This is a genomic window from Flavisolibacter ginsengiterrae DSM 18136, from assembly GCF_059568575.1.
In genome coordinates, this window is the sequence record NZ_JCANTR010000020.1 from 55,236 (window position 1) to 79,801 (window position 24,566).

Annotated in this window: 25 protein-coding genes; 17 read left to right on the top strand and 8 right to left on the bottom strand. The window is 41.5% G+C overall.

Annotated elements, in window-relative coordinates; translation table 11 throughout:
• Positions 1-141 precede the first annotated feature (141 nt).
• From BP74_RS17590 to BP74_RS17620, 7 genes are all read left to right on the top strand, one after another.
• Entirely contained in the window at positions 142-1,104 is a 963-nt protein-coding gene (locus BP74_RS17590; protein WP_496376089.1) for a polyprenyl synthetase family protein, read from the top strand.
• Between the two features lie 7 nt (positions 1,105-1,111).
• Positions 1,112-2,827: a single-stranded-DNA-specific exonuclease RecJ gene (gene recJ / locus BP74_RS17595; RefSeq protein ID WP_496376091.1), complete on the top strand. Its 1,716-nt coding sequence runs from the start codon at positions 1,112-1,114 to the stop codon at positions 2,825-2,827.
• Positions 2,828-3,087: 260 nt separating this feature from the next.
• Positions 3,088-3,444, top strand: coding sequence for a 30S ribosomal protein S6 (rpsF, locus tag BP74_RS17600; RefSeq protein ID WP_072836895.1), 357 nt, complete (start codon positions 3,088-3,090; stop codon positions 3,442-3,444).
• 3 nt (positions 3,445-3,447) lie between these two features.
• On the top strand, positions 3,448-3,714 hold the full coding sequence (gene rpsR, locus BP74_RS17605) for a 30S ribosomal protein S18 (protein WP_072836894.1): 267 nt from the start codon (positions 3,448-3,450) through the stop codon (positions 3,712-3,714).
• A 76-nt stretch (positions 3,715-3,790) separates the two neighbouring features.
• A complete protein-coding gene (gene rplI / locus BP74_RS17610) occupies positions 3,791-4,237 on the top strand; it encodes a 50S ribosomal protein L9 (protein ID WP_496376093.1) in 447 nt (148 codons plus the stop codon).
• Between the two features lie 152 nt (positions 4,238-4,389).
• On the top strand, positions 4,390-4,962 hold the full coding sequence (rbp, locus tag BP74_RS17615) for an RNA-binding regulator (protein WP_496376095.1): 573 nt from the start codon (positions 4,390-4,392) through the stop codon (positions 4,960-4,962).
• Between the two features lie 88 nt (positions 4,963-5,050).
• A complete protein-coding gene (locus BP74_RS17620; RefSeq protein ID WP_496376097.1) occupies positions 5,051-5,812 on the top strand; it encodes a rhomboid family intramembrane serine protease in 762 nt (253 codons plus the stop codon).
• On the opposite strand, the gene BP74_RS17625 is transcribed toward BP74_RS17620, so the two are convergent.
• Together BP74_RS17625 and BP74_RS17630 are read right to left on the bottom strand one after the other, a co-directional pair.
• Positions 5,783-6,637, bottom strand: coding sequence for a diacylglycerol/lipid kinase family protein (locus BP74_RS17625; protein WP_496376099.1), 855 nt, complete (start codon positions 6,635-6,637; stop codon positions 5,783-5,785). The genes BP74_RS17620 and BP74_RS17625 overlap by 30 nt on opposite strands.
• Positions 6,638-6,716: 79 nt before the next feature.
• On the bottom strand, positions 6,717-7,439 hold the full coding sequence (locus tag BP74_RS17630) for a head GIN domain-containing protein (protein WP_496376101.1): 723 nt from the start codon (positions 7,437-7,439) through the stop codon (positions 6,717-6,719).
• Positions 7,440-7,581: 142 nt separating this feature from the next.
• On the opposite strand from BP74_RS17630, the gene guaA reads away from it, so the two are divergent.
• The 7 genes from guaA (at position 7,582) to BP74_RS17665 (ending at position 17,259) form a co-directional block, all read left to right on the top strand.
• Positions 7,582-9,117, top strand: coding sequence for a glutamine-hydrolyzing GMP synthase (gene guaA / locus BP74_RS17635; protein ID WP_496376103.1), 1,536 nt, complete (start codon positions 7,582-7,584; stop codon positions 9,115-9,117).
• A 47-nt stretch (positions 9,118-9,164) separates the two neighbouring features.
• A complete protein-coding gene (locus BP74_RS17640; RefSeq protein WP_496376105.1) occupies positions 9,165-10,322 on the top strand; it encodes an ABC transporter substrate-binding protein in 1,158 nt (385 codons plus the stop codon).
• A 102-nt stretch (positions 10,323-10,424) separates the two neighbouring features.
• Positions 10,425-11,441 (top strand): ligase-associated DNA damage response exonuclease, encoded by a 1,017-nt coding sequence (locus tag BP74_RS17645; protein WP_496376107.1) that lies wholly within the window; start codon positions 10,425-10,427, stop codon positions 11,439-11,441.
• A gap of 1 nt (position 11,442) precedes the next feature.
• Positions 11,443-13,041, top strand: a complete 1,599-nt coding sequence (locus tag BP74_RS17650) for an ATP-dependent DNA ligase (RefSeq protein ID WP_496376109.1) — start codon at positions 11,443-11,445, stop codon at positions 13,039-13,041.
• Positions 13,038-15,557 (top strand): ligase-associated DNA damage response DEXH box helicase, encoded by a 2,520-nt coding sequence (locus tag BP74_RS17655; RefSeq protein WP_496376111.1) that lies wholly within the window; start codon positions 13,038-13,040, stop codon positions 15,555-15,557. The genes BP74_RS17650 and BP74_RS17655 overlap by 4 nt, the downstream gene beginning before the upstream one ends.
• A gap of 131 nt (positions 15,558-15,688) precedes the next feature.
• Positions 15,689-16,339, top strand: coding sequence for a ligase-associated DNA damage response endonuclease PdeM (gene pdeM, locus BP74_RS17660; RefSeq protein WP_496376113.1), 651 nt, complete (start codon positions 15,689-15,691; stop codon positions 16,337-16,339).
• Complete coding sequence (locus tag BP74_RS17665) at positions 16,336-17,259, top strand: histone deacetylase family protein (protein ID WP_496376115.1); 924 nt, start codon at positions 16,336-16,338, stop codon at positions 17,257-17,259. The genes pdeM and BP74_RS17665 overlap by 4 nt, the downstream gene beginning before the upstream one ends.
• Here the strand turns inward: BP74_RS17665 and BP74_RS17670 are convergent.
• Positions 17,256-19,769 carry a DUF5916 domain-containing protein gene (locus BP74_RS17670; RefSeq protein ID WP_496376117.1) on the bottom strand — a complete coding sequence of 838 codons (2,514 nt, stop codon included), beginning with the start codon at positions 19,767-19,769 and terminating at the stop codon, positions 17,256-17,258. The two genes, BP74_RS17665 and BP74_RS17670, sit on opposite strands and share 4 nt — an antisense overlap.
• Before the next feature lie 59 nt (positions 19,770-19,828).
• Positions 19,829-20,578, bottom strand: a complete 750-nt coding sequence (locus BP74_RS17675) for an XRE family transcriptional regulator (protein WP_496376119.1) — start codon at positions 20,576-20,578, stop codon at positions 19,829-19,831.
• Between the two features lie 207 nt (positions 20,579-20,785).
• Between BP74_RS17675 and surE the strand changes: the two genes are divergently transcribed.
• From surE to lpxB, 3 genes are all read left to right on the top strand, one after another.
• The gene (surE, locus tag BP74_RS17680; RefSeq protein ID WP_496376121.1) at positions 20,786-21,574 is read left to right on the top strand and encodes a 5'/3'-nucleotidase SurE; all 789 of its coding nucleotides are present in this window, start codon (positions 20,786-20,788) and stop codon (positions 21,572-21,574) included.
• Positions 21,537-21,851, top strand: a complete 315-nt coding sequence (locus BP74_RS17685; protein ID WP_496376123.1) for a hypothetical protein — start codon at positions 21,537-21,539, stop codon at positions 21,849-21,851. Before surE ends, BP74_RS17685 begins: the two co-directional genes overlap by 38 nt.
• A gap of 69 nt (positions 21,852-21,920) precedes the next feature.
• Entirely contained in the window at positions 21,921-23,084 is a 1,164-nt protein-coding gene (gene lpxB, locus BP74_RS17690) for a lipid-A-disaccharide synthase (protein ID WP_496376125.1), read from the top strand.
• On the opposite strand, the gene BP74_RS17695 is transcribed toward lpxB, so the two are convergent.
• From BP74_RS17695 to BP74_RS17710, 4 genes are all read right to left on the bottom strand, one after another.
• A complete protein-coding gene (locus tag BP74_RS17695) occupies positions 23,074-23,241 on the bottom strand; it encodes a DUF6728 family protein (RefSeq protein WP_496376127.1) in 168 nt (55 codons plus the stop codon). The genes lpxB and BP74_RS17695 overlap by 11 nt on opposite strands.
• 57 nt (positions 23,242-23,298) lie before the next feature.
• Entirely contained in the window at positions 23,299-23,508 is a 210-nt protein-coding gene (locus BP74_RS17700) for a hypothetical protein (RefSeq protein WP_496376129.1), read from the bottom strand.
• Between the two features lie 485 nt (positions 23,509-23,993).
• Positions 23,994-24,155 (bottom strand): hypothetical protein, encoded by a 162-nt coding sequence (locus tag BP74_RS17705; protein ID WP_496376131.1) that lies wholly within the window; start codon positions 24,153-24,155, stop codon positions 23,994-23,996.
• 82 nt (positions 24,156-24,237) lie between these two features.
• Positions 24,238-24,566: hypothetical protein (locus BP74_RS17710; RefSeq protein WP_496376133.1), on the bottom strand; the 329-nt coding region annotated here is incomplete at its 5' end.

Sequence of the window (24,566 nt, forward strand, 5' to 3'; positions counted from 1 at the left end):
GTTACAATTACCAAACTTTTAAATTTTATTTACTGCAATTGACCTCAATTATTTATATATTTTGTCAGCACCAATTCAGCAATTCTTGTACCACGAGAAGCTATTTATTGGATTGCAGTTGTACCTTTCCCCCATTTACGAATGCAGCTACCCGTTAATCTCATAGAGAATGAATTGCGTGTCTTTGAAGAAAAGTTTAAAGATGCGGCTAAAAGCAATGTTTCCATGCTCGACCGTATTATGCGGTACATTGTCAAGCGAAAAGGAAAACAACTCAGGCCCATGTTTGTCTTCCTGGCGGCCAAGCTTTGCGGAGAAGTGAATGAATCTACCTATAGAGCAGCCTCTTTAGTGGAACTTTTGCACACTGCAACTTTGGTTCATGATGATGTAGTGGACGACTCCCTGGAACGTAGAGGTTTTTTCTCAGTTTATGCCCTTTGGAAAAATAAAGTATCAGTTTTAGTGGGTGACTACTTATTGGCCAAGGGTCTACTTCTCTCATTGGATAACAATGACTTCCGTATCCTACAGCTCCTTTCGGAGGCTGTCAGGCAAATGAGTGAAGGCGAACTATTGCAGATTGAAAAATCCCGTTCGCTTAACCTGGATGAGTCTATTTACTTTGAAATAATCAGGAATAAAACTGCTTCTTTGCTGGCTTCCGCTTGCGCAGCGGGTGCTTATTCCACTTCACATGATGAAGAAATGACTGGCCGACTGAGGCAATTTGGAGAAAAGGTAGGTATAGCTTTCCAGATCAAGGATGACCTCTTCGATTATGCGGGCGAAGACATTGGCAAACCCACAGGTAATGATATAAAGGAAAAGAAGTTAACCCTGCCCTTGATTTATACGCTTAATAATGTGGATAAAAAGACCAAAAAGGAACTTATATACATTATCAAAAATGAGAATACAAAAAGATCAAAGATTGATTATCTCATAAATGTGGTTACAAAATCAGGGGGAATTGATTACACGATCGCCAAAATGAATGAGTATAAGTCTGAAGCGCTTCAGATCCTCAGCACTTTTCCCGAGTCTGAAATCAGGAAGGGTTTTGAAGACCTTGTCAATTTTGTAACAGACAGAAAATATTAGAAGAATAATGGCATCCCTGAAACGATGGAGAATAAATAATACTGACCAGGCAAGATCAGAGGCTTTGTTCAGGGAGTTGAAGATTCACCAGGTCTTATGCAATATCCTGGTTCAAAGAGGGATACAAACTTATGAGCAGGCCAAAAAGTTTTTCAGACCACAGTTATCCGACCTTCATGACCCCTTCATAATGAAGGATATGGATAAAGCAGTCGGCCGTATATTGGAAGCATTTTCCAATAATGAAAGGATTCTTGTTTTTGGCGACTATGATGTAGATGGAACTACCGCTGTAGCCTCCATGTATCAATTTCTAAAACAACACTACGATCATACTGAATTTTACATTCCTCACCGTTACAGGGAAGGATATGGTGTTAGCAAAGCGGGGATAGATTTTGCTTTTGAAAACAATTATACTCTGGTAATTTCATTGGACTGTGGTATAAAATCGACAGATCTTATCCAGTATGCAAAAACTTTAGGTATTGATTTTATAGTGTGTGATCACCACCTGCCGGATGATGTACTGCCCCCGGCAGTAGCCATATTAAATCCAAAGCAAAAAGATTGCAAATACCCATTCAAGGAGCTTTGTGGGTGTGGAGTTGGGTTTAAATTGATTACTGCGCTTTGCAAGGCAATGAATTTACCTACAGATCTTGCTTTTCAATTTTTGGACCTTGTAGCCACCGCTATTGCGGCGGATATTGTTTCCCTATCTGGCGAAAACAGGATATTAGCCTATTATGGATTGAAAAAGGCTAATACTGATCCTAACCTCGGTATAAAAGCATTAAGTCATTTAAGCAATTTTGATAAAGAGCTGTTTGTCAATAACCTGGTTTTCATCATTGCACCCAGGGTGAATGCTGCCGGAAGAATGGATGATGCCAGGAAGGCAGTTTTAATGTTCGTCTCAGCAACTTACGATGAAGCCCTCCACTGGGCGGAGCAGCTTCATAGCGATAATTCCAACAGGAAGGAAGCAGATACAAACATTACCGAAGAAGCTCTATCCATAATTCAGGGAGATGAATTTTTAATAAACAGGAGTAGTACAGTGCTTTTTCAACCCCATTGGCATAAAGGGGTTGTTGGTATTGTGGCCTCACGGTTAATTGACCATTATTACCGCCCTACAATTATTTTAACCCAAAGTGGAGAGTACGTTGCCGGCTCTGCCCGGAGTGTGGCAGGCTTCAATGTTTATGAAGCTATCCACCAATGCAAGGATCTGTTGCTAGGTTATGGCGGACATTTCTATGCCGCCGGAATGACCCTCGAAACAGACAAAGTAGAAGCTTTCTGCGAACGGTTTGAAGAAGTGGTACAGGCCACCATCCACCCTGAATTATTGATACCTGAAATCGTTATTGATGCAGAAGTAGCATTATCAGACATTCGAAAACCTTTTTATGATATTCTTTGCCAGATGGAACCATTTGGACCTGATAATCTTAGGCCAACATTCGTGGCAAAAAAAGTTTTCAATACAGGCTGGAGTAAGGTGGTAAAAGAAGCGCATCTTAAATTTTCCGTTCAGCAAAATGGAGTGAGAATGAACGGCATTGGCTTTAATATGGCTGAAAAGATGCCATTATTACTAACAGGCCAGCCGTTGGATATTGTGTTCAAAATAGATGAAAATGAATGGAATGGCGAGACCACACTTCAATTAAAGGTCATTGATTGCAGAATTAGCGAAGAACCAAAACAATAGGCAATAATCTGCAACTATCTAATTTTCAATTTATTAGGCTAAATATTTGGTTATTTCCACAAATTAAGTCCTTTACCTTTGGTTCTTGAGAACAATGTTCCAAAAAGCCTTTTAACGCACACTTATCAAAATAATAAAGCGCAAAAAGACAAGATCTTAGCACTAAATCATACCTTTGCGCTCCCGTAAAAAAGAATCCTTAATAAGGATTCAAAATACCTACGGGTAATAATCTTCATTTTTAAACAAAAAACAGGGTAATGAACAATTACGAATTGATGGTGATTTTTACCCCCGTGCTGAGCGATGATGAATTCAAAGCTGCACAGCGGAAGTTCACTACATTGGTTACCGACAATGGCGGCCAGATAGTAGCTGAAAATCCATGGGGCCTGAAATCACTGGCGTATCCTATCCAGAAAAAAACCACTGGTTTATACTGGGTAATGGAATTTATTGCGCCATCCGACTTCAATGAGAAGCTGAAGATCCAGCTTCTTCGTGATGAGAGTGTTCTCCGTCACATGACTACAAAACTCGACAAATATGCCGTCGAGTACAATCACAAAAAGAGAAGTGGCATACCAACAGGAACCGAAAAAGTACAGGAGGCTTAAAACATGGCAAAAGCTAATGAAATTAAATACCTGACCGCTATTAAAAGCGAGAAGCGTCCTAAGAAATTCTGCCGTTTTAAGAAATATGGCATCCGCTATATTGACTACAAAGATGTAGAGTTCCTCAAAAAGTTCCTGAACGAACAGGGTAAAATGCTGCCGCGCCGTATCACTGGTAATTCTTTAAAATACCAGCGTAAGGTGAGCGATGCTATTAAAAAAGCACGCCAGATGGCTTTATTACCATTCGTAACAGACCTTTTAAAATAGAATTTTTAACCTAACCTCTTTATGAAAATAAAGAGAGGACAGTCCCGGTCAACCGGGGTTGGCTAAAACAAGTAATATGGAAATCATTTTAATTCAAGACGTAGACAACCTGGGTGGTAAGAATGAACTGGTAAAAGTTAGAAACGGGTATGCCCGTAACTTCCTGATTCCCCAGCGCCTGGCTGTTGAAGCAAATCCTTCTAACCGCAAACAATTGGATGAAAGATTGAAAGTGGCTAAGAAGAAGGAAGATCTGATGCTTGCACAGATCAACAGCGTAATTGCAAAACTCCAAGAAGCCCCGCTAAAGGTTGGCGCCAAAACAGGTACCAGCGGAAAGATCTTCGGAAGTGTCACTTCTTTGCAGATCAGCCGTGCTATTCGTGATCAGAAAGGATATGAGATCGATCGCAAGAAGATCCATATCAATGAGGAAGTAAAAGAATTAGGTACTTATAAAGCATCTATCGATTTCGGTTCCGGGCATCATGCAGATGTAGAATTTGAAGTTGTAGCTGAATAATTCAGATAGTAATTTCTTTAGGGTCCGCACTGATTGGTGCGGACCTTTTTTTATTCCATATATATATTATTCATATTGGATGAATCCTTTGAATGAATAACCTGGTTGAATAGCCTCGTATTCTCCCTTTAAACCCTTTACCGATCTTTTATTTGGGAAATTTTGGTATTAACATTATTTCATTATATTCGTTACGTTTTGTGTTCTTTCAGTTTCACAGTTCCTTTGAACGTTACGTAAAATGTTCATGGTTTCTTGATGGCTGTAAACACTTTTTATTTTTAAACTTTTCTCAAATGAACATTTACGTAGGAAACCTTAGTTGGGGCCTGAAGGATCAGGATCTGGCCAACTTGTTTACACCATTCGGTGAAGTAGCATCTGCTAAGATCGTAATGGACAAATTCACACAACGCAGCAAGGGCTTTGGCTTTGTTGAAATGCCTAACGACGAACAGGCGCAGGCAGCCATTGCACAATTAAACGGCAGCGAAATTGAAGGAAGAAACCTTGTCGTGAACGAGTCTCGTCCTAAAGAAGGCGGCAGCGGTAACGGCGGCGGCGGTGGCTTCAAGAAAAGAAGCTTCGGCGGCGGCGGTGGCGGCGGCTTTAAGAAAGGCGGCGGCGGCGGATTCGGCGGCGGTGGAAACCGTGGCGGAAGCGGCGGCGGATACAATCGCGGTGGCAGCAGCAGCGGCGGCGGTGGATACAGAGACAGCTATTAATCCTCATACATCGAGCTTATTATAAGTCCCTTAACCGGGACTTTTTTATTTTAGGGAATAAGCTTTGCATCACTATAAAAAATTAAGAATGTTACTACCAATCGGAGATGATAACAGGGACAGGCAGATTACACCTCTCGTCAATTATTTGCTGATCATTCTGAATATCATTGTCTTTGTTTTTCTTCAAAACTGGGGTAATAATCTTCATTTTACATATGCCTATTCTACAGTGCCCGGTGAGATACTTAGCGGCAAGGATATAATCACAGGTGCTACCATCCTAATGGACCCCGTCACACATCAAAGGTTTGAGATGCCGGGCCTGCAACATACAGATATACCAATTTATCTCACCTTGCTGACCTCTATGTTCATGCATGGTGGCATTGCCCATATTGCAGGCAATATGCTCTTCCTCTGGATCTTTGGCGATAACCTGGAAAATGATATGGGCCATTTCAATTACCTGCTGTTTTATTTATTGTGTGGAATAATTGCAGGTATGAGCCATGTATTATCAAGTGCCTACCTGGGACATAATCTTTTGATGCCCAGTCTCGGGGCCTCCGGTGCCATATCAGGTGTGTTGGGAGGATATATTTTACAACACCCAAGCCGTCGGGTTCATGTCTGGTTCTTATTCGGCATTATTTCCGTGCCCGCATTTATAGCTGTAGGATTGTGGTTCCTGTTTCAATTGATCAATAGCATGGGTGCATTGGGTGAAGAAACCGGCGGCGTGGCCTATGCTGCACATATAGGTGGTTTTATTGCGGGCCTGTTCCTGGTTAAATTATTCGTGAAAAAGAAGCCGGTTTTAATAGATAAAAGAAAAGCGTTTTGGTAGAATCTCTATTTTAAACTCCTTCGCTTCCATATATTCTCCATCAATATGGGCTGGCTGGATCGCTTCAAAAGATATCCCTATGTCTTTCACATGCCGGTACACTACAAATGGAAGTTCAAGATGCCGGCCTTTTTCAATTACCGGTAAGTACCGCAATCTTTTTACAGGAGCAATTTCTTTCACAATATTCAGATCCAGTAAGCCATCACTTAAAGAGGCTTTGGGTGCCACATGAAATCCTCCTCCATAACGTTGTCCATTGGCAACACTAATAAGAAAATAATTGCCATGCATTTTTTCATCATCAGCATTGACCCTTCCACGTTGCTCTTTGTATCCCCACAAATGTTTCATAATTGAAATAAAATAAGAAGTTTTACCAGGCCATTTGCTTTTACCGGTAAGGTCTTTTACTATAGAGCCATCAAACCCAATCCCTACCCCATTTAAAAAAAGTTTTCCATTACAAATACCTGCATCAATTTTCTTTGGATTTGCATTTAATAACAGATCTACCTGGTTGATGATCCCCATCTTACCATATAACATCCAATGAAGGTCATTCCCTGTTCCCCCGGCAAATACTGAAAGTGGAATGGAACAATCAGGGTACTGGTTGATAAAATAATTAACCGTACCATCCCCTCCTATGATCCAGGCTCCAGATATGCCATTCCAGTTTTCAGGCCATTTAGTAATAAAAATGGAATGTTCAATATTCTTTTGATGAAGCAGTTTTGAAAGCTTACCGCAAACTTCAAGCGCCCTTTTATTAGTTGAGGTAGGATTGCATATCAGTGCAATGTGCTTCAGGAGATCAGCCATAAAAAAAACGAGGTGTTGCACCTCGTTATAAATATAGTAAGCTTTACCAGTTAGTTGAATTACTTTATTCCAGGAGGGGTTACCCAACCTTTTTTACACTTCCGGATCCCGAAATATTTTGATTCACACTTGCATTCCCTTTATAGGTAATGCTACTGGACCCGGATGCTTCAATATTCAATTGTTTATTAGCTGTCACTTCAGCATCAGAAGAACCTGAAAGATCCAGTTCTGTTATATCTGTTGTAAGGTCAAAACATTTGACATCGCCAGACCCACTTACATGTGCAGAAAAATTGGTAGCCTGGCCTTTAATGTTGATGCTGCCACTTCCTGATATTTCGGCCGAAAGTTTGGGAAGGGCCACTTCCATGATAATATCACCGGAACCACTAACATGGAGATTCAGTTCCTGGTTCCCTGTAATAGTGTTATCTCCAATTATGTCACAGGCACCTGAAACATCTATATCTTTAATTACCGGGGCGGCAACATAAACAATTATATCCTTGGTAGCCTGCACATTATAGCCTTGCTTTTCCTTTATTACCAGCGTATTACCCTCAGTGTACACATCAATATATTCCATCAGGTTCTGATCAAGTTCAAGCTTTACCGATGGAGAGCTTTCCTGGCGTACATGAACTTTAATACCGCCACTAACATCCACCTTTTCAAAATCCCCGGTATTTCTTTGTTGTGTTACAATGTGTCCATCCCCGTAAACACGTTCACCGCCAAAATAGCGGCAGGAGCTTAATGTAATAATAACAGTTGCAAGGACGATATTCTGGAGCCTCATATTAATAGTTTTGGTATTAGACTACAATTAAAGTTGCCAAGTTACAATCAATTTGCTTTTTCTGAATCCATAGCCACATAATAATACTTTTGCGCTTTGTGTAACCCTACCGTTACAGGCAGGTTTCTTATTTTTACAAAACATGACGGAAAAGATACTTATCCTGGACTTTGGTTCCCAATACACTCAATTGATAGCAAGAGCTGTCAGGGAAGCAAATGTGTATTGCGAGATTCAACCTTTTAGTAAACCCATAGATTATGACCAGCAACTGAAAGGGATCATTTTATCCGGCTCTCCATTTTCAGTAAATGATGACAACGCACCCCAGGTACCTGTTTCATCATTAGTTGACAAGATTCCTGTACTGGGCATTTGCTATGGAGCCCAGTTAACAGCAAAGCAGTTCGGGGGCAAGGTCGAAAAAAGTAATAAAAGAGAATATGGCCGTGCTGTGCTTCATCTTGAAAAAGATGACAGCCTGCTGGAAAATTTAATTCCTTCATCACAGGTTTGGATGAGCCATGGTGATTCCATTTTAAAACTGCCGGAAGGATTTGAATTATTAGCAACGACAGATAGCATACCCGTAGCTGCTTTTAAACTGGATGCCCCTTCAAAGCATCCCTTATATGGTTTGCAATTCCATCCTGAAGTGTACCACTCTATTGAAGGAAAAAAGATCCTTCACAATTTCCTCGTGAATATTTGTGGTTGCACGCAGGACTGGACACCTGCTCACTTTATTACAGACACGGTTGCCGCACTAAAAAAACAAATTGGCGATCAAAAAGTAGTAATGGCCATAAGCGGCGGGGTTGATTCTACAGTTGCCGCCACGCTTATCAGCCGGGCCATTGGCGATAGATTACATGGAATATTTGTGGATAATGGTGTTCTTCGAAAAGATGAATATGAATCTGTATTAAAGACATATAAAAAGTTAGGGCTTAATGTAAAAGGCATAGATGCAAAGGATGATTTTTATAAAAAACTGAAAGGAAAAACCGACCCTGAAAAAAAGAGAAAGGCAATTGGAAAATTGTTTATCGAGATCTTCCAGCAAGAGGCTAAAAAGATCAAAGGTGTATCCTTTTTAGGACAGGGAACTATTTATCCGGACGTCATTGAAAGTGTGTCAGTGCATGGACCTTCCGTCACCATCAAATCGCATCACAATGTGGGAGGGCTACCTAAAAAAATGCATTTATCGCTTGTTGAACCCCTGCGCAACCTTTTTAAGGATGAAGTAAGAAAAGTAGGTACTGAATTAGGCATACCTGAAGATATGATAAGCAGGCACCCTTTTCCTGGCCCTGGATTGGCTATTCGTATATTGGGCGAGGTAACGGAAGAAAAGGTAAAACTGCTGCAAAAAGCCGATGACATTTATGTTAAAGCATTAAAAGAACATAATTTATATGCAACGGTTTGGCAGGCAGGCACTATCTTATTGCCGGTGCGTAGTGTAGGCGTAATGGGAGATGAAAGAACTTACGAGTTTACTGTGGCATTAAGGGCCGTGACCAGTGTGGATGGCATGACAGCAGACTGGGCTCATTTACCTTACGATTTCCTTGCTGCAGTCTCAAACGATATCATTAACTCTGTTCGGGGCATTAACCGGGTTGTGTATGATATCAGTAGTAAACCTCCGGCCACTATCGAATGGGAATAGCTCCTGGAAGATATATGCTTCACAGGTTGTTTACCGAAAGCTTAATTATGAAAAGAATTTATGTAGCTCTGGTCCTGGTCCTGATAATTACTGGTTCTTCCTTTGGACAGGTTGTTCAAAGGCATAAGATCGCCATATTTACACCTTTATACCTGGATTCTGTATTCAACAGTTCCGGTATCCAGCTGGAGAAAAACTACATTCCCCGTTATGCAGTGCCAGGTCTTGAATATTACCAGGGCGTCCAATATGCGTTGGACTCGCTCAATAAAAGAGGAGCACCATTGGAAGTATTTATCCTGGACTCAAGAGGCAGGCAATCTTTGACCCAACAGTTGGCAAGACCTGAGATGAACAATGTAGAAATGATCATTGCCAACACTAATGCTACGGAAACAAGAACCCTGGCCCAGGAAGCTTTACGAAAAAAAATTCCTTTTATTTCCACGGCCCTGCCCAATGATGTAGGCATCACCAATAACCCTTATTTTGTTATTTTAAATTCTACTTTGCCGGCGCACGTTGAAGGCATTTGCGAATATTTACAAAAATACCATAGCCAGGATCGCATTGTTCTGTTTAGAAAATCCGGGCAACAGGAGGATTTAATCAAACAACATTTTTTAGATTATACTAAAAATACTTCAGGCAAACCCCTAACCATAAAAATAGTCGAAGTAGGCAGCAATTTTACACCTGAGATCCTGGCAGCCCACCTTGACAGCACACGGAAAAATATATGCATTGGTGGATCAATGGATGAAACTTTCGCCCAGAGGCTGGCATTAAACCTTTCCAATACAAGTGCCTCCTATTCCAAAACAGTAATTGGTATGCCAACCTGGGACAAATTAAATTTCAACAGGTTTGAAAACCTGGAGGTTATTTACACCACACCTTTTTATTACAGCCAGGGAACCCCACTGGCTAACAAGCTTTCAGATCTGTATGAAGAGGAGTATAACAATAAACCTTCCGACCTTTTTTACAGGGGATATGAAAGCATGATGAGATTTGCGCTGTTATTGCTGGATACTAAAAAAGATGTTGCATCCAATCTCACCCGTAAAGGCAATACCATTTTTACACAGTTTGACATACAGCCTGTCTTTAAAGATAGTTCCGCTATGACCCTCGATTATTTCGAGAATCGCCATTTATACTTTATCAAGGTATTTGGACGCATCAAAAATATCGTCAACTAACATTTTCCCGACCCGGTTTTTATCGTAGCCAACCAATTGGCATATTGATTCCTTGCCAATTACTGGCAGGATTATGGATTCTTGTTATGTAACTTTAGAATCATGCCTTTAATTGAATTTACAGATAAAGGACTTTACTGCCGCGCCGGTGATTTTTATATTGATCCCTGGCGTCCTGTGGATAAAGCAGTCATCACACATGCGCACAGCGATCATGCACGTTGGGGCAATAAATATTATCTGTGTCATGATGATACAAAGCCAATTTTACAGCAAAGGCTCGGGCCCAATACTTACCAGGCGATTGCATGGAATGAACCGGTGTACATGAATGGAGTTCGCATAACCCTGTTTCCTGCAGGTCATATAATTGGCTCTTCCCAGGTGCGTATTGAAAATAACGGTGAAATATGGGTGGTGAGCGGGGATTATAAATTAGAAAATGATGGGTTAAGTGGCCAGTTTGAACCAGTCAAATGCCACAGTTTTATTACAGAATCAACCTTTGGCTTACCCATTTATAACTGGAAGCCCCAAACGGAAATTTATTCGGATATTCAAAATTGGATCAGGAAGAACCAGCAAGTTTCCAAAACTTCTGTTTTGATAGCCTATAGCCTGGGCAAGTCCCAACGATTACTACCACCAATTGCGGAGATCACTGATAAGATATTTGTTCACGGAGCAGTTTACAATATCCATATGGCACTTGTAAATGCCGGTTGGAAATTGCCTTATGTTCAAAGAGTTACTCCAGAAACCAGCAAAGAGGAATTAAAGGGAGCTGTGGTCATTGCACCTTCCAGCGCTGAAGGTTCACCCTGGTTGCGCAGGTTTGCTCCTTATGAGATCGGCATATGCAGTGGGTGGATGCAGGTGCGCGGTAATGCCCGCCGTAAAAATGCAGATGCTGGTTTTACCTTAAGTGATCATGCCGACTGGAATGGTTTATTACAGGCCTGCAAGGAATCAGAAGCTGAATGTATCTATGCCACACATGGCTTTCAATCTGTATTTACCCGCTTTTTAAACGAACAGGGAATTAATGCCAAAGAAGTAAAAACTGAATATGGAGATGATGAACTGGAACCAGCGGAAATTAAAATAGAAGAAGAATGATATGAGGCAGTTTGCAGAACTGGTAATGAAATTGGGAAGCAGCACCAAAACCAATGACAAGCTGGATGCTTTAATGCATTATTTCACAAATGCAGATAATAAAGATAAGGTTTGGGTCATTGCAATATTTAGCGGCAGGCGACCTAAGAGAGCAGTAAATACCACCCAGTTGGCCAGTTACTGCATTGAGCTGGCAGGATTGCCTTTTTGGTTGTTTGAAGAATGCTATCATACAGTGGGAGACCTGGCAGAAACTATCGCACTATTACTACCCAACAATGAAAATGCACCAGATACATCAAAAAATTTACACTATTATATTGAACAACTACGTGATCTTGAAAAACAATCCGAAGAAGAAAGGAAAAACTATATCCTGGACGCATGGAAGGAAATGAATTTCGCTGAACGTTTTGTTTTTAATAAGCTGATAACAGGAGGTTTTCGTATTGGTGTTTCCCAAAAAGTAATTGTCAATGCATTGTCCAAAACTGTCATGCTGGAGCCATCAGTTATTGCTCATAGAATCAGTGGCAATTGGGACCCTGCCAGCATTACATTTGATGAACTATTGAGTGAACATACACTCAATACGGATTTTTCCAAACCCTATCCTTTTTACCTGGCCTATGCCATAGAAGAAGATGTAAGTCAATTAGGCGATCCGAAGGATTGGCAGGCAGAATGGAAATGGGATGGTATACGAGGCCAGGTCATAAAAAGAAACCAGGAGCTTTTTGTCTGGAGCCGCGGTGAAGAGTTAATGACAGAAAAATTTCCTGAATACCATTCTCTGGCCAATGTACTTCCGGATGGAATTGCTATAGATGGCGAGATCATTCCTTCCATAGATCAAAAGCCCTTACCTTTTGCATTGCTCCAAACACGCATTGGAAGAAAAAATGTGACAAAGAAACAATTGCAGGAAGCTCCTATTGCATTTTTCGCTTATGACCTGCTGGAATATAATGGTGAGGATTGGCGCAACAGGCCTTTGGAAGAAAGAAGAGCAAAATTGGAAGAGATCATTACTGCAGCCAACCATCCTACCCTGATCATATCTCCTATTGTTCCATTTGATAATTGGGAAGACCTGGCCAGGCTCAGGGAATCATCCAGGGAATTGGGTGCAGAAGGTTTTATGATCAAGAAAAAGCAATCCACTTACCAGGTTGGCCGTAAAAGAGGAGACTGGTGGAAATGGAAGATAGATCCCCTTACTATCGATGCGGTAATGATCTATGCGCAAAAAGGAGCCGGCAGAAGAAGCAACCTGTATACAGACTATACATTTGCAGTAAAAGATGGAGAAAAGCTGGTAGCATTCACCAAAGCCTATTCAGGATTAACCGACAAGGAATTTGCACAGGTGGATGCTTTTGTTAAGCGCAACTCGCTGGAAAAATTTGGTCCTGTCAGGACTGTAAAACCTGAACTGGTATTCGAGATCGCTTTTGAAGGCATTGCAGCAAGTAAGCGCCATAAGTCAGGCGTGGCTTTACGTTTTCCCCGTATCAGCAGGTGGAGAAAAGATAAAACACCCGGAGAAATCAATACTCTTGAAGATCTAAAGCAATTGCTGGAGGTGTACGGAAAATGAAATTGAAAAACACTCCTGGATATAAAGTAATTATTCAATGGTTATCGTCTAAGGAATATAAACCATTTGCTTACCAGGAAGAAGCATGGCAGCATATCATTGATGGTCAAAGTGGACTGGTGAATGCACCAACCGGTACAGGTAAAACCTTTTCTGTTTTCCTGGGAAGCCTGATCCAATTCATTAACCAACACCCTTCTGGTTTCACATCTAAAAGCAAAAACGGGTTACAACTCATTTGGGTTACGCCTTTAAGGGCATTAGCTAAGGATATCGGAAGGGCTATGGAAGAAGTGATCGCGGACCTGGGCATGCAATGGAAAGTAGGTATCCGCAATGGGGACACTTCATTGTCGGAGCGCCAGAAACAAAAAAGGATGATGCCTGAAGTCCTGATCATCACACCTGAAAGCCTTCATCTTTTGTTGGCCCAAAAAAACTACCCCGAAGTTTTTCAAACATTGAAACTGTTTGCCGTAGATGAATGGCATGAATTGATTGGCAGCAAACGCGGCGTCCAGGTTGAATTGGCTTTGAGCAGGATCATAGGATGCATTGATAAAAAATCAAAGGAACAGGAACCAACTTCTATTTGGGGCATATCAGCAACTATTGGCAACCTGGCACAGGCCATGGATGTATTGTTGCATCCACTAAGTATTACAGGTAAACCTGGCAAAGAAGGCGTGATCGTAAGGGCAAAGCTCAATAAGAAGATAGAGATTGAATCCATCCTGCCCGATGAAATTGAAAAATATCCATGGGCTGGTCATCTGGGTATAAAACTCGCAGACAAGGTTTTGCCTATTTTAAATCAAAGCAAGACCACACTCATTTTTATCAATACCAGGGGCATGAGTGAAATGTGGTACCAGACCTTATTACATATTGCACCTGAACTGGCTGGCACCATAGCGCTTCATCATGGTAGTATTGAAATGGAATTGCGCACCTGGGTGGAGGAAGCCTTGCATGAAGGAAAACTCAAAGCGGTTGTTTGCACAGCCAGCCTTGACCTTGGGGTAGACTTCCGCCCGGTAGAAACTGTGATACAGGTAGGTTCGCCAAAAGGAGTTGCCCGCTTTCTGCAACGTGCAGGACGAAGTGGCCATAGCCCTGATGCTGTTAGTAAGATCTATTTCCTGCCTACCCATTCCCTGGAGCTCATTGAAGCAGCGGCGCTTAAATCGGCTGTAGAAGAACAATTTATTGAAAGTCGCGAGCCTTTCCTGTTATGTTATGATGTGCTGGTGCAATACCTGTGTACACTGGCCGTATCAGATGGATTCATTCCGGATATCATATGGAAGGAAGTAAAAGCCACTCATTGTTTCAGTGAAATAACAGAAGACGAATGGCAGGAGATGCTATACTTTATCACGGTTGGCGGCAACGCTTTGCAACAATATGATGAATACAAAAAAGTGGAAGTGATTGATGGTGTATACAAGATCACTGGCAGGCGTATAGCCATGCGTCATCGTTTACATATTGGAACCATCGTGAGCGATGCCATGCTGAAAGTGAAGTTCCTTGCAGGTGGCTATATTGGTATCATTGAGGAATCATTTATTTCAAGACTGGAGCCTGGTGACAGTTTTACATTGGCGGGAAAACAATTGGAACTGGTGATGATCAAGGACATGACCGTGTTAGTCAGAAAGTCTAATGTGAAGAAATCAATAGTACCAAGCTGGATGGGTGGCCGATTACCCCTTTCTGCAAGCCTTGGAAAAGTGTTGAGAGAACAATTTGATATTGCAGGCAATAGTTTGCTCGCTGCGAACAATAAAAAAGATTTTGCCATCGAGATCACCTCCTTAAAACCTTTGCTACAGTTACAGGCAAAATTATCCCAGGTACCCAAAGCCGCTGAATTGCTTATTGAACAGATAGAAACAAGGGATGGGTTTCACTTATTTGTCTATCCTTTTGAAGGACGGCTGGTTCATGAAGCGATGGCAGCGGTGCTGGCATATCGTATCAGCAAGATCACTCCTATCACATTTTCAATAGCCATGAACGATTATGGGTTTGAACTATTGAGTGACCAGCCCATACCTGTCGATGACAGTAATGCCTATGAACTGTTCTCATTGGATAATTTACTGGAAGATATCCAGCGTAGCGTAAATGCCACTGAAATGGCCAAAAGAAAATTCCGTGACATTGCTGTTATCGGTGGACTGATATTCCAGGGATACCCGGGTGAACATAAAAAAGCAAGACACCTCCAGGCTTCCGCAGGGCTGCTTTTTAATGTATTTAATGAATATGATCCTAATAATGTCCTGATCCGGCAGGCATTCCAGGAGGTCTTTGATCAACAGATGGAAGAGGTACGCTTAAGGGAAATGTTGGAACGCATCCAGCATTCCCGGATCATCATTACCTACCCCCAGAGACTCACTCCTTTTTGCTTTCCTATCAAGGTGGATAGCATGCGCGAGAACCTTACTTCCGAAAAGCTGGCTGACAGGGTAAAGAGAATGCAGAACCAATTAAATTCTTTGTAAAAAAAATACTTCCCGGTGGCTATAGATGTAACAGAACCTCTTAAAGCAACAACCAACTATTAACAAAATATAACTTCCCGGCCCCGGCCATGCACTTACTTTTGCAGCTTATTCCAGCGTCTTATTTTTCTATGCAAGCTCCTATCCTTCATAAGCTCCGTGAACAGAACCTGTGGTTATCCGCACAGCGGTCCATATTTTGGGAAGAGCAAAAAACGCTGATCGTATCTGACCTTCATTTTGGCAAAACTGGTCATTTCAGGAAATCGGGGATTCCGGTGCCTCAAAACGTTTATAAGGAAGACCTTCAAAGACTGGTCAACCTGCTTCATTATTTTAAACCGGAATGTCTCCTTGTAGTTGGTGATTTTTTCCATAGTCATGCCAATATCGAATTAGACTGGTTCAAAAAATGGCGTGAGGATTTTTCATTTCTCAAAATCATCCTCGTTCGTGGCAATCATGATATTTTAAAAGAATCCTGGTATCGTGAAGCAAGGATAGATGTAATAGAATCCGAATTCATGCTGCCGCCATTTTTGTTTACGCATGAACGTTGTGAAGATCATAATGAACTATACACTTTTTGTGGTCATATCCACCCGGGGATTTATTTACAGGGATTAGGTAAGCAGGCACTGAGACTTCCCTGCTTCTATTTCGGGTCTAACCATTGCATACTCCCTGCGTTTAGTAAATTCACAGGTACCGCTTTAATTGAACCTGAGCCTAAAGAAAACGTATTTGCTATCGTTGAAAACAGCCTTGTTCAAATGCAATGAACAGGCAAAAGAAACTGCATATTGCCTTTGACCAGGTATATGCCCATCCCCTTCCTGAAGGTCACCGGTTTCCAATGTCTAAATACGACCTGATTCCTGGTCAATTAATGTATGAGGGAACTATCAGGGCAGAAAATCTTTTTCAGCCTTTACCCTGCAACGATAAAAACATCCTGCTGGCGCATGACCCTGCATACCTTCAAAAATTAAAAGCACAATCGCTTTCTGCCCGGGAGCAAAGACGCATCGGCTTTCCACAGTCACCGGCACTAACATACAGGGAATTAGTAATTACACAGGGCACTATTGATTGCTGCCTACATGCTTTTGAAAACGGCATCGCTATGAATATTGCCGGCGGCACGCATCATGCATTTAAAGACAGGGGCGAAGGATTTTGCCTGCTAAACGATTTTGCCGTGGCTGCTAATTATCTATTGCATCATAAACTGGTTGGAAAGATACTGGTCATAGACCTTGATGTTCACCAGGGCAATGGTACAGCAAGCATTTTCCAGGATGAACCAAGGGTATTTACATTTAGCATGCATGGAAAAAATAATTACCCATTTCATAAAGAAAAAAGTGACCTCGACATAGAGCTGTCAGACGGTATTACCGACGCTGAATACCTTGATATACTTGATCATTCGTTAAGACACATATTGCAGCAATTTGATGCTTCTTTTGCCTTTTACCTTTCAGGGGTAGATGTCCTTGAAACAGATAAGTTTGGCAAATTGAAAATATCACTGGAAGGATGCAAGCAAAGAGATGCATATGTTTTCAATTTCCTGAAGCAAAGAAATATCCCTTGTGTTGTAGCCATGGGGGGAGGCTATTCGCCGCATATTAAAACCATTATTGAAGCACACTGCAATACTTTCCGACAGGCAAAAGATATTTATGAGCTGGATTAGTTGGCCTTTTTCAACTGGTTATAATCAAGAAAATAGATGACCCTTAAAGTAAGTTCATTGCCATGTGAAATATTTAATGTCCGGCCCAGGTTTTTCCAGTAATCGCGGTTAACCATTCCATTTACCCCGTATTCATCACCCAACCAGTTTTTCCATCCCAATATCACCCTGCTGCCTAACCGGAAATCCCAGGTAATGAAGGCATCAACATTAAATGCGTTGTAGTTATCATCCGAACCAGGTATAAAGCTTCTCGGAATGGCATTACCATTCATATCGATATTATAAAAGCTGTTATACTTTACTTTGTTCCAGTAGTGACGGCCTCTTACAACCACATTCAGTCTCGAATTGAAATTGTAGGTTCCCGAAACAATGGATTGGATCTCTGTAAAATCACGGTAACCAACTATTGGTTCTTTGTTGGATTCCCTCCTGAAGGCATATCCAATCTGGTTGTTCTCAAACTGCCTGAAAACCTCTGTACTTAATGTTAGCTTATCACTAAACCGGTACCTTACACCAAACTCAGTGCGGTTATAGTTATTATCTGCTTTGGCCCTTGGAGCATAGGCTACTGCATAGTTTACAAACAGTCGCTTACGGCTGTCCGTACTGCCTTCTAGCTCGAAAGTAGCTTCAGCAGGTTTTTTTAAAACCCTACCGGGCGTGCGCAGTTCAAAGTAATCATCCTGGCTGGTGGGATAGGAACTTGCCGTTAAAGTAACATCCCAGAAATTTTTAAATATCCAGAAACCTGAGGCGCTCAATAATATCTCATTATACCGGTATGGCTTATACAGGTACTTTGTTGACACATCAAAACTATACCGGTAGGTGATAAATCTTGCCGTTGGTTTGAATTGGTTATAATTTATACCACCCGTATAACTTACCAGGTTGGGTGTTTGCAGGTAACCCAGGTCATTGGGGTCGTAGGTATGAGAAGTAATATTGGCACCCGCATAATAGCGCAATTGTCCATTGGCCTTACTCAATCTCAGGCTTGTATTATAACCATCATAAGGTTTTACATACACTCTTCCCACTCGGGTTATAGTATCATACACCAGGTTGATATTTCCCGAAGGATACAGAGTGTACCCGAATATTTTACTATAGCGTGCAGTTCCCTGTAAACGAAACTGGTTATCCCTGGTAAATAAAGACCAGTCCAGTGCACTCACATTGGCATCTCTTCCCGGTCCGTTTCGCATCACATTCGTATTGGTGAATGTAATGGAAGAACGACCCTTTAATGCCTGGTCCAATACAATGATATTATAATTACTTAAAGGTTCTGTTTCAATAATGGTATCAGCCTTGGAAGCAATATTCCTTAGCTCAGCCTTCATGGGAGCCGTGACAGCATTAAATATCCCAATCCCTAATTTCTTTTTATTTCTACCTGAGAATTTAATACCGTTATATAATTGAGTAAGTGTAGGATTTCGGATCACTTCGTAATCCACGCTATTGTCTACAAGAGATTCTACCCCATAATAACCCGTAGGCGTGGCTCCAATGCGTCGGGAATAAAACAACCCCGACTTATTAAACAGCTCTGTACCCTCAGTAAAGAAAGGCCTGTTCTCCTGGAATTGCACCTCGAAGGGCGAAAGATTATTTACCACATTGTCAGATACCACTTGTCCAAAATCAGGAATCAGTGTAGCATCGAGGGTAAAGCTTTCATTGATTCCATATTTCACATCCATGCCACCGTTGCGCAGCCATTCTTTTTCTTTTTTACTCCCCTCAGGGTTCACTCGCACACCACCAGATACATAGGGAGAGAAACTTAACCTGAGTGGAGGCCTGATATTTTCAAGATCTTTCAATTGGCCAAATTGATCAATAAAGCCACTAAGATTGGGATCAACCGCATTCCAGTAAGAGCTTTCATTATTACGCCGTGTAAACCGCAGGAATTGCATGCCCCAGGTTTGAAGATCTTTCTTTGCAAACCTCAGGGAGATGTAGGGAATACGCATTTCAACATACCATCCATCATTTGCCAGCCTCGTTTTGCTCTGCCATACCGCATCCCAGCTTTTGTCACCAAAATCGCCAAAGCTTGCAGTGGCATTAGCATTCAGCTTGGCATCACTCTGAACATTATTAGGAGTTACCAAAAACTGGAAACCATTCTGATGATCATTGTACGTGTCAAAAAAAACAGAGAAATAATCTACATCCTGTCTTTGTTCTCCATCACGCGAAGTCAATTGTTTCCGGATAAGTGATGGGTCATCATATAAATGTGCTCCTATGTAAACGGCAGCATTATCATATAATATCCTTACCTCCGACCTGACCAGAGCAGGAGAGCCATATGAAGGAAAATTCTGTATGAAATTGGAAGCCACTGGTGCCTGTTTCCAGCACGCATCATCTAACACCCCGTCAATGTGCGGAGCCTGTATAGTCTTAACTGAAGTAAGCGTCTTTTGTCCGAATAGTACACTACTAAAACACAAGGGTACACATAACAGCATCATTCTCAGCATGCAACTAGTTTTCGCTGAGCGTAAATATAATAGAGATATTCTATAATTAAAAAGGCAAATTAATTCATGCGCTTTTTCAAAACAGTTACCTGTTGCTGCAGGTTGTTGACAAGGCTTGCCAGTTGACCTACATCCCAGCGCTGCTGCGTGTTGGCCTTGGCTATGATCATTTGGGCCTGCCAAACCTCCAGGATATCATCTGCATTGATGACATAAGGCTGATAGGTAGGGTTATCGCTTACCAATGTATACTTGTTCTTCTGGCGGTTGTTTTTCATCATGCGCTTATACACAATGCCCTCTGATTTAGAAACTACAATATAGGTCTGGTTGGTTTTTACTTCATCCAGGCTTTGCACCCTTTCTCCTACTATTACAGATCCACTGGGTGTAGGCATCATTGAATCTCCTACGATCTCAAAGGCGCGGTAATCACCACCAGCCAACATAGGTAAGGTGAAAGTGTTCAATTCGTCTACAAATTCCGGATCGGCATAACCATTCAGGTAGCCTGCTGCAGCTTTTACCGGGACAAAAGGAATATCAGTACGGCCATTGGACATTTTTTGTGCCCGGCGCCTGGCTAAATAATTAGTCTTGGTGTCGCTAACATCTTTACGCAGAAGATCATCTAAAGTAAGCTTGAACATATCCGCAACCACTTCAAGTATCTCAATGCGTGGTTCAGCCCTTTCTTCTTCGTATGCTCCCAGCAATGATCTTTTGATGCGCAGTTTTTGTGCAAATTCTTCCTGTGTCCAACCACGTAGCTTTCGTAGGTACTTTAGATTTTTGTTAGCTATTGACATAACACTAATTTATTTAGCCGCAAAATACTAATTTATTTAGATTCCCATAAACAATCGTCAATCTTTTTTCCAATACCGGATATTCCTGGAGATCAGATGAACCTCTGTGACAAAACCTAACATTGTTAATATACACTTCACTGGATGGTGCAAATTTTGGTTATCCATAAAAAGTGATCAAATTTGTGAACTAACAAAATCTGTGGAATGGAAAAGAAGAAGCCCGTTATCCTGATTACAAACGATGATGGAATTACAGCACCCGGAATAAAAAACCTTATAGAAGCCGTAAAAGATTTGGGAAAAGTGGTAGTGGTTGCCCCTGATAAACCCCAGTCAGGCATGGGACACGCCATTACAATTGGCGTTCCGTTGAGATTACATAAAGTAAACCTGTTTGAAGATATTGAAGCTTACCAGTGCTCAGGAACTCCTGTAGATTGTGTTAAGCTGGCCGTTGATAAAGTGCTGCACCATAAGCCGGATATTTGTCTCAGTGGTATTAACCACGGAGCGAACCACAGCATCAATGTGATTTATTCTGGCACCATGTCAGCAGCAGTGGAAGCTGCCATTGAAAGCATTCCATCAATAGGATTTTCATTACTCGACTACAGCCTGGAAGCTGATTTCACAGCGTCCCGTAAATATGCCAGGATGATCGTTGAACAGATGCTCCAGTCAGCGCCCAACAAACACTGTGTATTGAATGTCAATATACCCATTGCAGCCGTGAATGATATCAAAGGTGTGAAAGTATGCAGGCAGGCCTATGCCAAATATGAAGAAGATTTTATTGAGCGGAATGATCCTCATGGACGTAAATATTACTGGCTTACTGGTGAGTTTGTTAATTTTGATGAAGGCACCGATACGGATGTATGGGCATTAGCCAATAATTATATTAGTATTGTACCCGTGCAATTTGACTTAACCCACTACAAACAAAAAGAACACCTTGAAAAAAACTGGAACATTCTTTCTAAAGAAGGATAACCTGCAAATGGGACTCATTTTGGGTCTTGTTACCCCTGTGATCGTATTTATTATTATTTACCTGGCCCGCTTCTCCGGGTACACTTTCCCTGAATTTATAAGAGTGTTTTTCAGGGAAAACCGGCTGATCACCTTTTTTGGTGTCTGGTGCCTGGTAGGAAATATCGCACTCTTCACCTATTACATCAATACTTCCAGGGATCAGACAGCCAAAGGAATTTTTGGTGTTACGCTGATCTATGGCATAGGTGTTCTTCTCGTAAAGCTTTTCAATTAAGCATGAGATCACCTTGGCCCGGTCTTCAGTATATAGCAATCCTTTAGTTCCTAAGTCTTACGGTGTCTTATGAAGTATTATATAATAGCAGGAGAAGCTTCGGGAGATCTGCATGGCAGCAATCTCATTAAAGAGATCTTGAAGCTGGATGGTGAATCCAACATCCGTTGTTGGGGTGGCGATCTGATGGAAGCTGCTGGCGCGCGGCTGGTCAAGCATTACCGCGACCTAGCCTTCATGGGATTTATAGAAGTCATTAAAAACTTACCTACCATTTTACAGAATCTTAAATTCTGCAAACAGGACATATTGGCTTTCAAACCAGATGTAGTGGTGCTGATAGATTATCCTGGCTTCAACCTGCGCATGGCAAAATGGGCAAAGGAAAATGGTTTTAAGGTCATTTATTATATCTCTCCACAGGTATGGGCATGGAAGGAAAGTCGTACCAAAATGATCAAAAAGGTAGTGGATAAAATGCTGGTCATCCTCCCTTTTGAGAAAGAATTCTTTGCCCGGTGGAATTACAAGGTGGAATATGTTGGTCACCCGCTAGCCTACCTGATCGACAGGTTTGATAAATCAAATCATACATTCATCACACAAAGCCAGTCCACACCAGAAGATCCGGCTACTAAAGAGATCACAAAAGATAACCGGGAACGGATCATATTATTGCCGGGCAGCCGTAAGCAGGAAATATTGGTCAAGCTACCGGTTATGCTTGCTGTAACACAACAATTCCAGGGCTACCGGTTCATTATTGCCCAGGCACCCGGGCAACCCTTTGAATTGTACAAAGACCTTATTGCCAGTTACCCCAATGTTGAAGTGGCTTTTCCAGGCCAAACCTATACCTTATTGAGTAATGCAAAAGCAGCATTGGTCACTTCCGGAACAGCGACGCTTGAGACAGCTTTATTTGGAGTTCCACAAGTGGTATGCTATAAAGGCTCTCCCATCTCCTACCAGATTGCACGCAGGTTATTAAAGATCAAATACATTTCCCTGGTGAACCTGATCATGGACAGGAAGGTCGTAACTGAACTTATTCAGAATGAACTAACCGTAGAAAATCTGAGCGCAGAACTGGATGCTATTTTACACAACCAGGATCGCATCAACCAGTTGAAAAAAGATTACCAGGAGCTTAAACAATTATTAATGCAGGGAGGTGATGCTTCGCAAAGAGCAGCACAGGAAATTGTAGATTTTGTACAGGCTAGTGTTTAACCAATAGCTTTATCATCAAAATAATCAGGGCCATGATGAATAAAAACAGGCTCAGGCGGTTAATGCCATGCATGTACTTGACAAAATCTGATTTTGGCCGGTTTGGATCTGGTTTGCGGATGTAAAGGTATTCGGCCATTTGTTTGAGTATGCCCATAAAAAAACTGTATCCTAAAGATACAGTTTACTATAAAAAAAGTTCATTTGTAATACCTTAAGGAGCAGGATTACGTCGCACCTTATCCTGTTTTTTAGCTACTGCACGCATATTAAAGCCATCGGGAGAAGGTTGAGTAATATAGTTTGAAACATTAGCTGTTGAGGTTCTTCTTTTTTTCTTTTCCGCTTGCCTGTCAGATACACCACCGGCAGGATGCAGTACCGATTCGAAATAGACAAATAAGTTACGTAGGCAAATATTCATTTTAGTAAGATATTTAGGATTATTGGACTTCAATTTATTTACAGGGTTTTACAAGGGACTGTTAATAGCTATCAAAACAAACTTAGATATTAACTGCTAAAAACGCAAGCCCTTATCGATGAACCGGGGCAAATTAATCGCTAAAAAATGAGCAAATCAGTAAAATCACTTATTCACATTCTCATCAGTAACTGCCTGGAATTGAGTATGATCAATAGTTATGGAATTGGGATTTGAAAAGGAAGAATAATAGTTGACAAGTTAACAAGTTGAAAGGTTGATGAGAGAAAGCGTTAACAGGTTAACAAGTTGAAATGTTGACAAGGATGAATCTACAACCCTGACCGTTTTGTTTTGAATGTAAGGTTTGCAACCAATAACACGCTGCAACCCATGTCAATTGTTTGATCTTCAGAATAATTGCCAATAATATTTCCGTTTGTCCTAAGAAACTACAAACTACACACTACAAACTACAAACTTCCTTAAACAGCATGTTTAAGGAGAAAAAATGGTATTTGGTATTCCGGTGGAAAGTCTCCCTCAAACCTGATGGTCCAGTCATAATCATCCATGTACAATTGTAAGTACTCGGTGTCTTCTGCACTAAGGGGTGCTTTCACAGTTATCTCCAGCTTGTTCTTCATCTTCTTTTCCTTTTGGGGCTTTGGCTCTTTCAGCCTTGCTGCCAGCTCCTGTTCAAAGGAAGAGAGTAGAAGCGTAAACTGCTCATTGGTTAAGGAAGTACGCTTTTTGTTCAGTAAGGAAGGTATGCAGGGCTGTGAATACCCCTGGTTTATCCATTCCCTGCTTTAAACAAACAATGGCTATGGTCCTTACCTGTTTAAACAACTGCCTGTACCTTCTTTTAACCGGTACAAAGCGGTAGATGATCGAAGAGATGATATTGCCTGTACCAAACCTTTCTGCGCTTCTGCGGCTTCCTTCAAAGGCAGGATCATTCCAGAAGCGCTTACTGCTTACGCCTGGAAGCATTCTTACCAAAAATCCCCATTCCACATCCTTATAAAAGTTGATGTCACCATCCACGGTTCCTG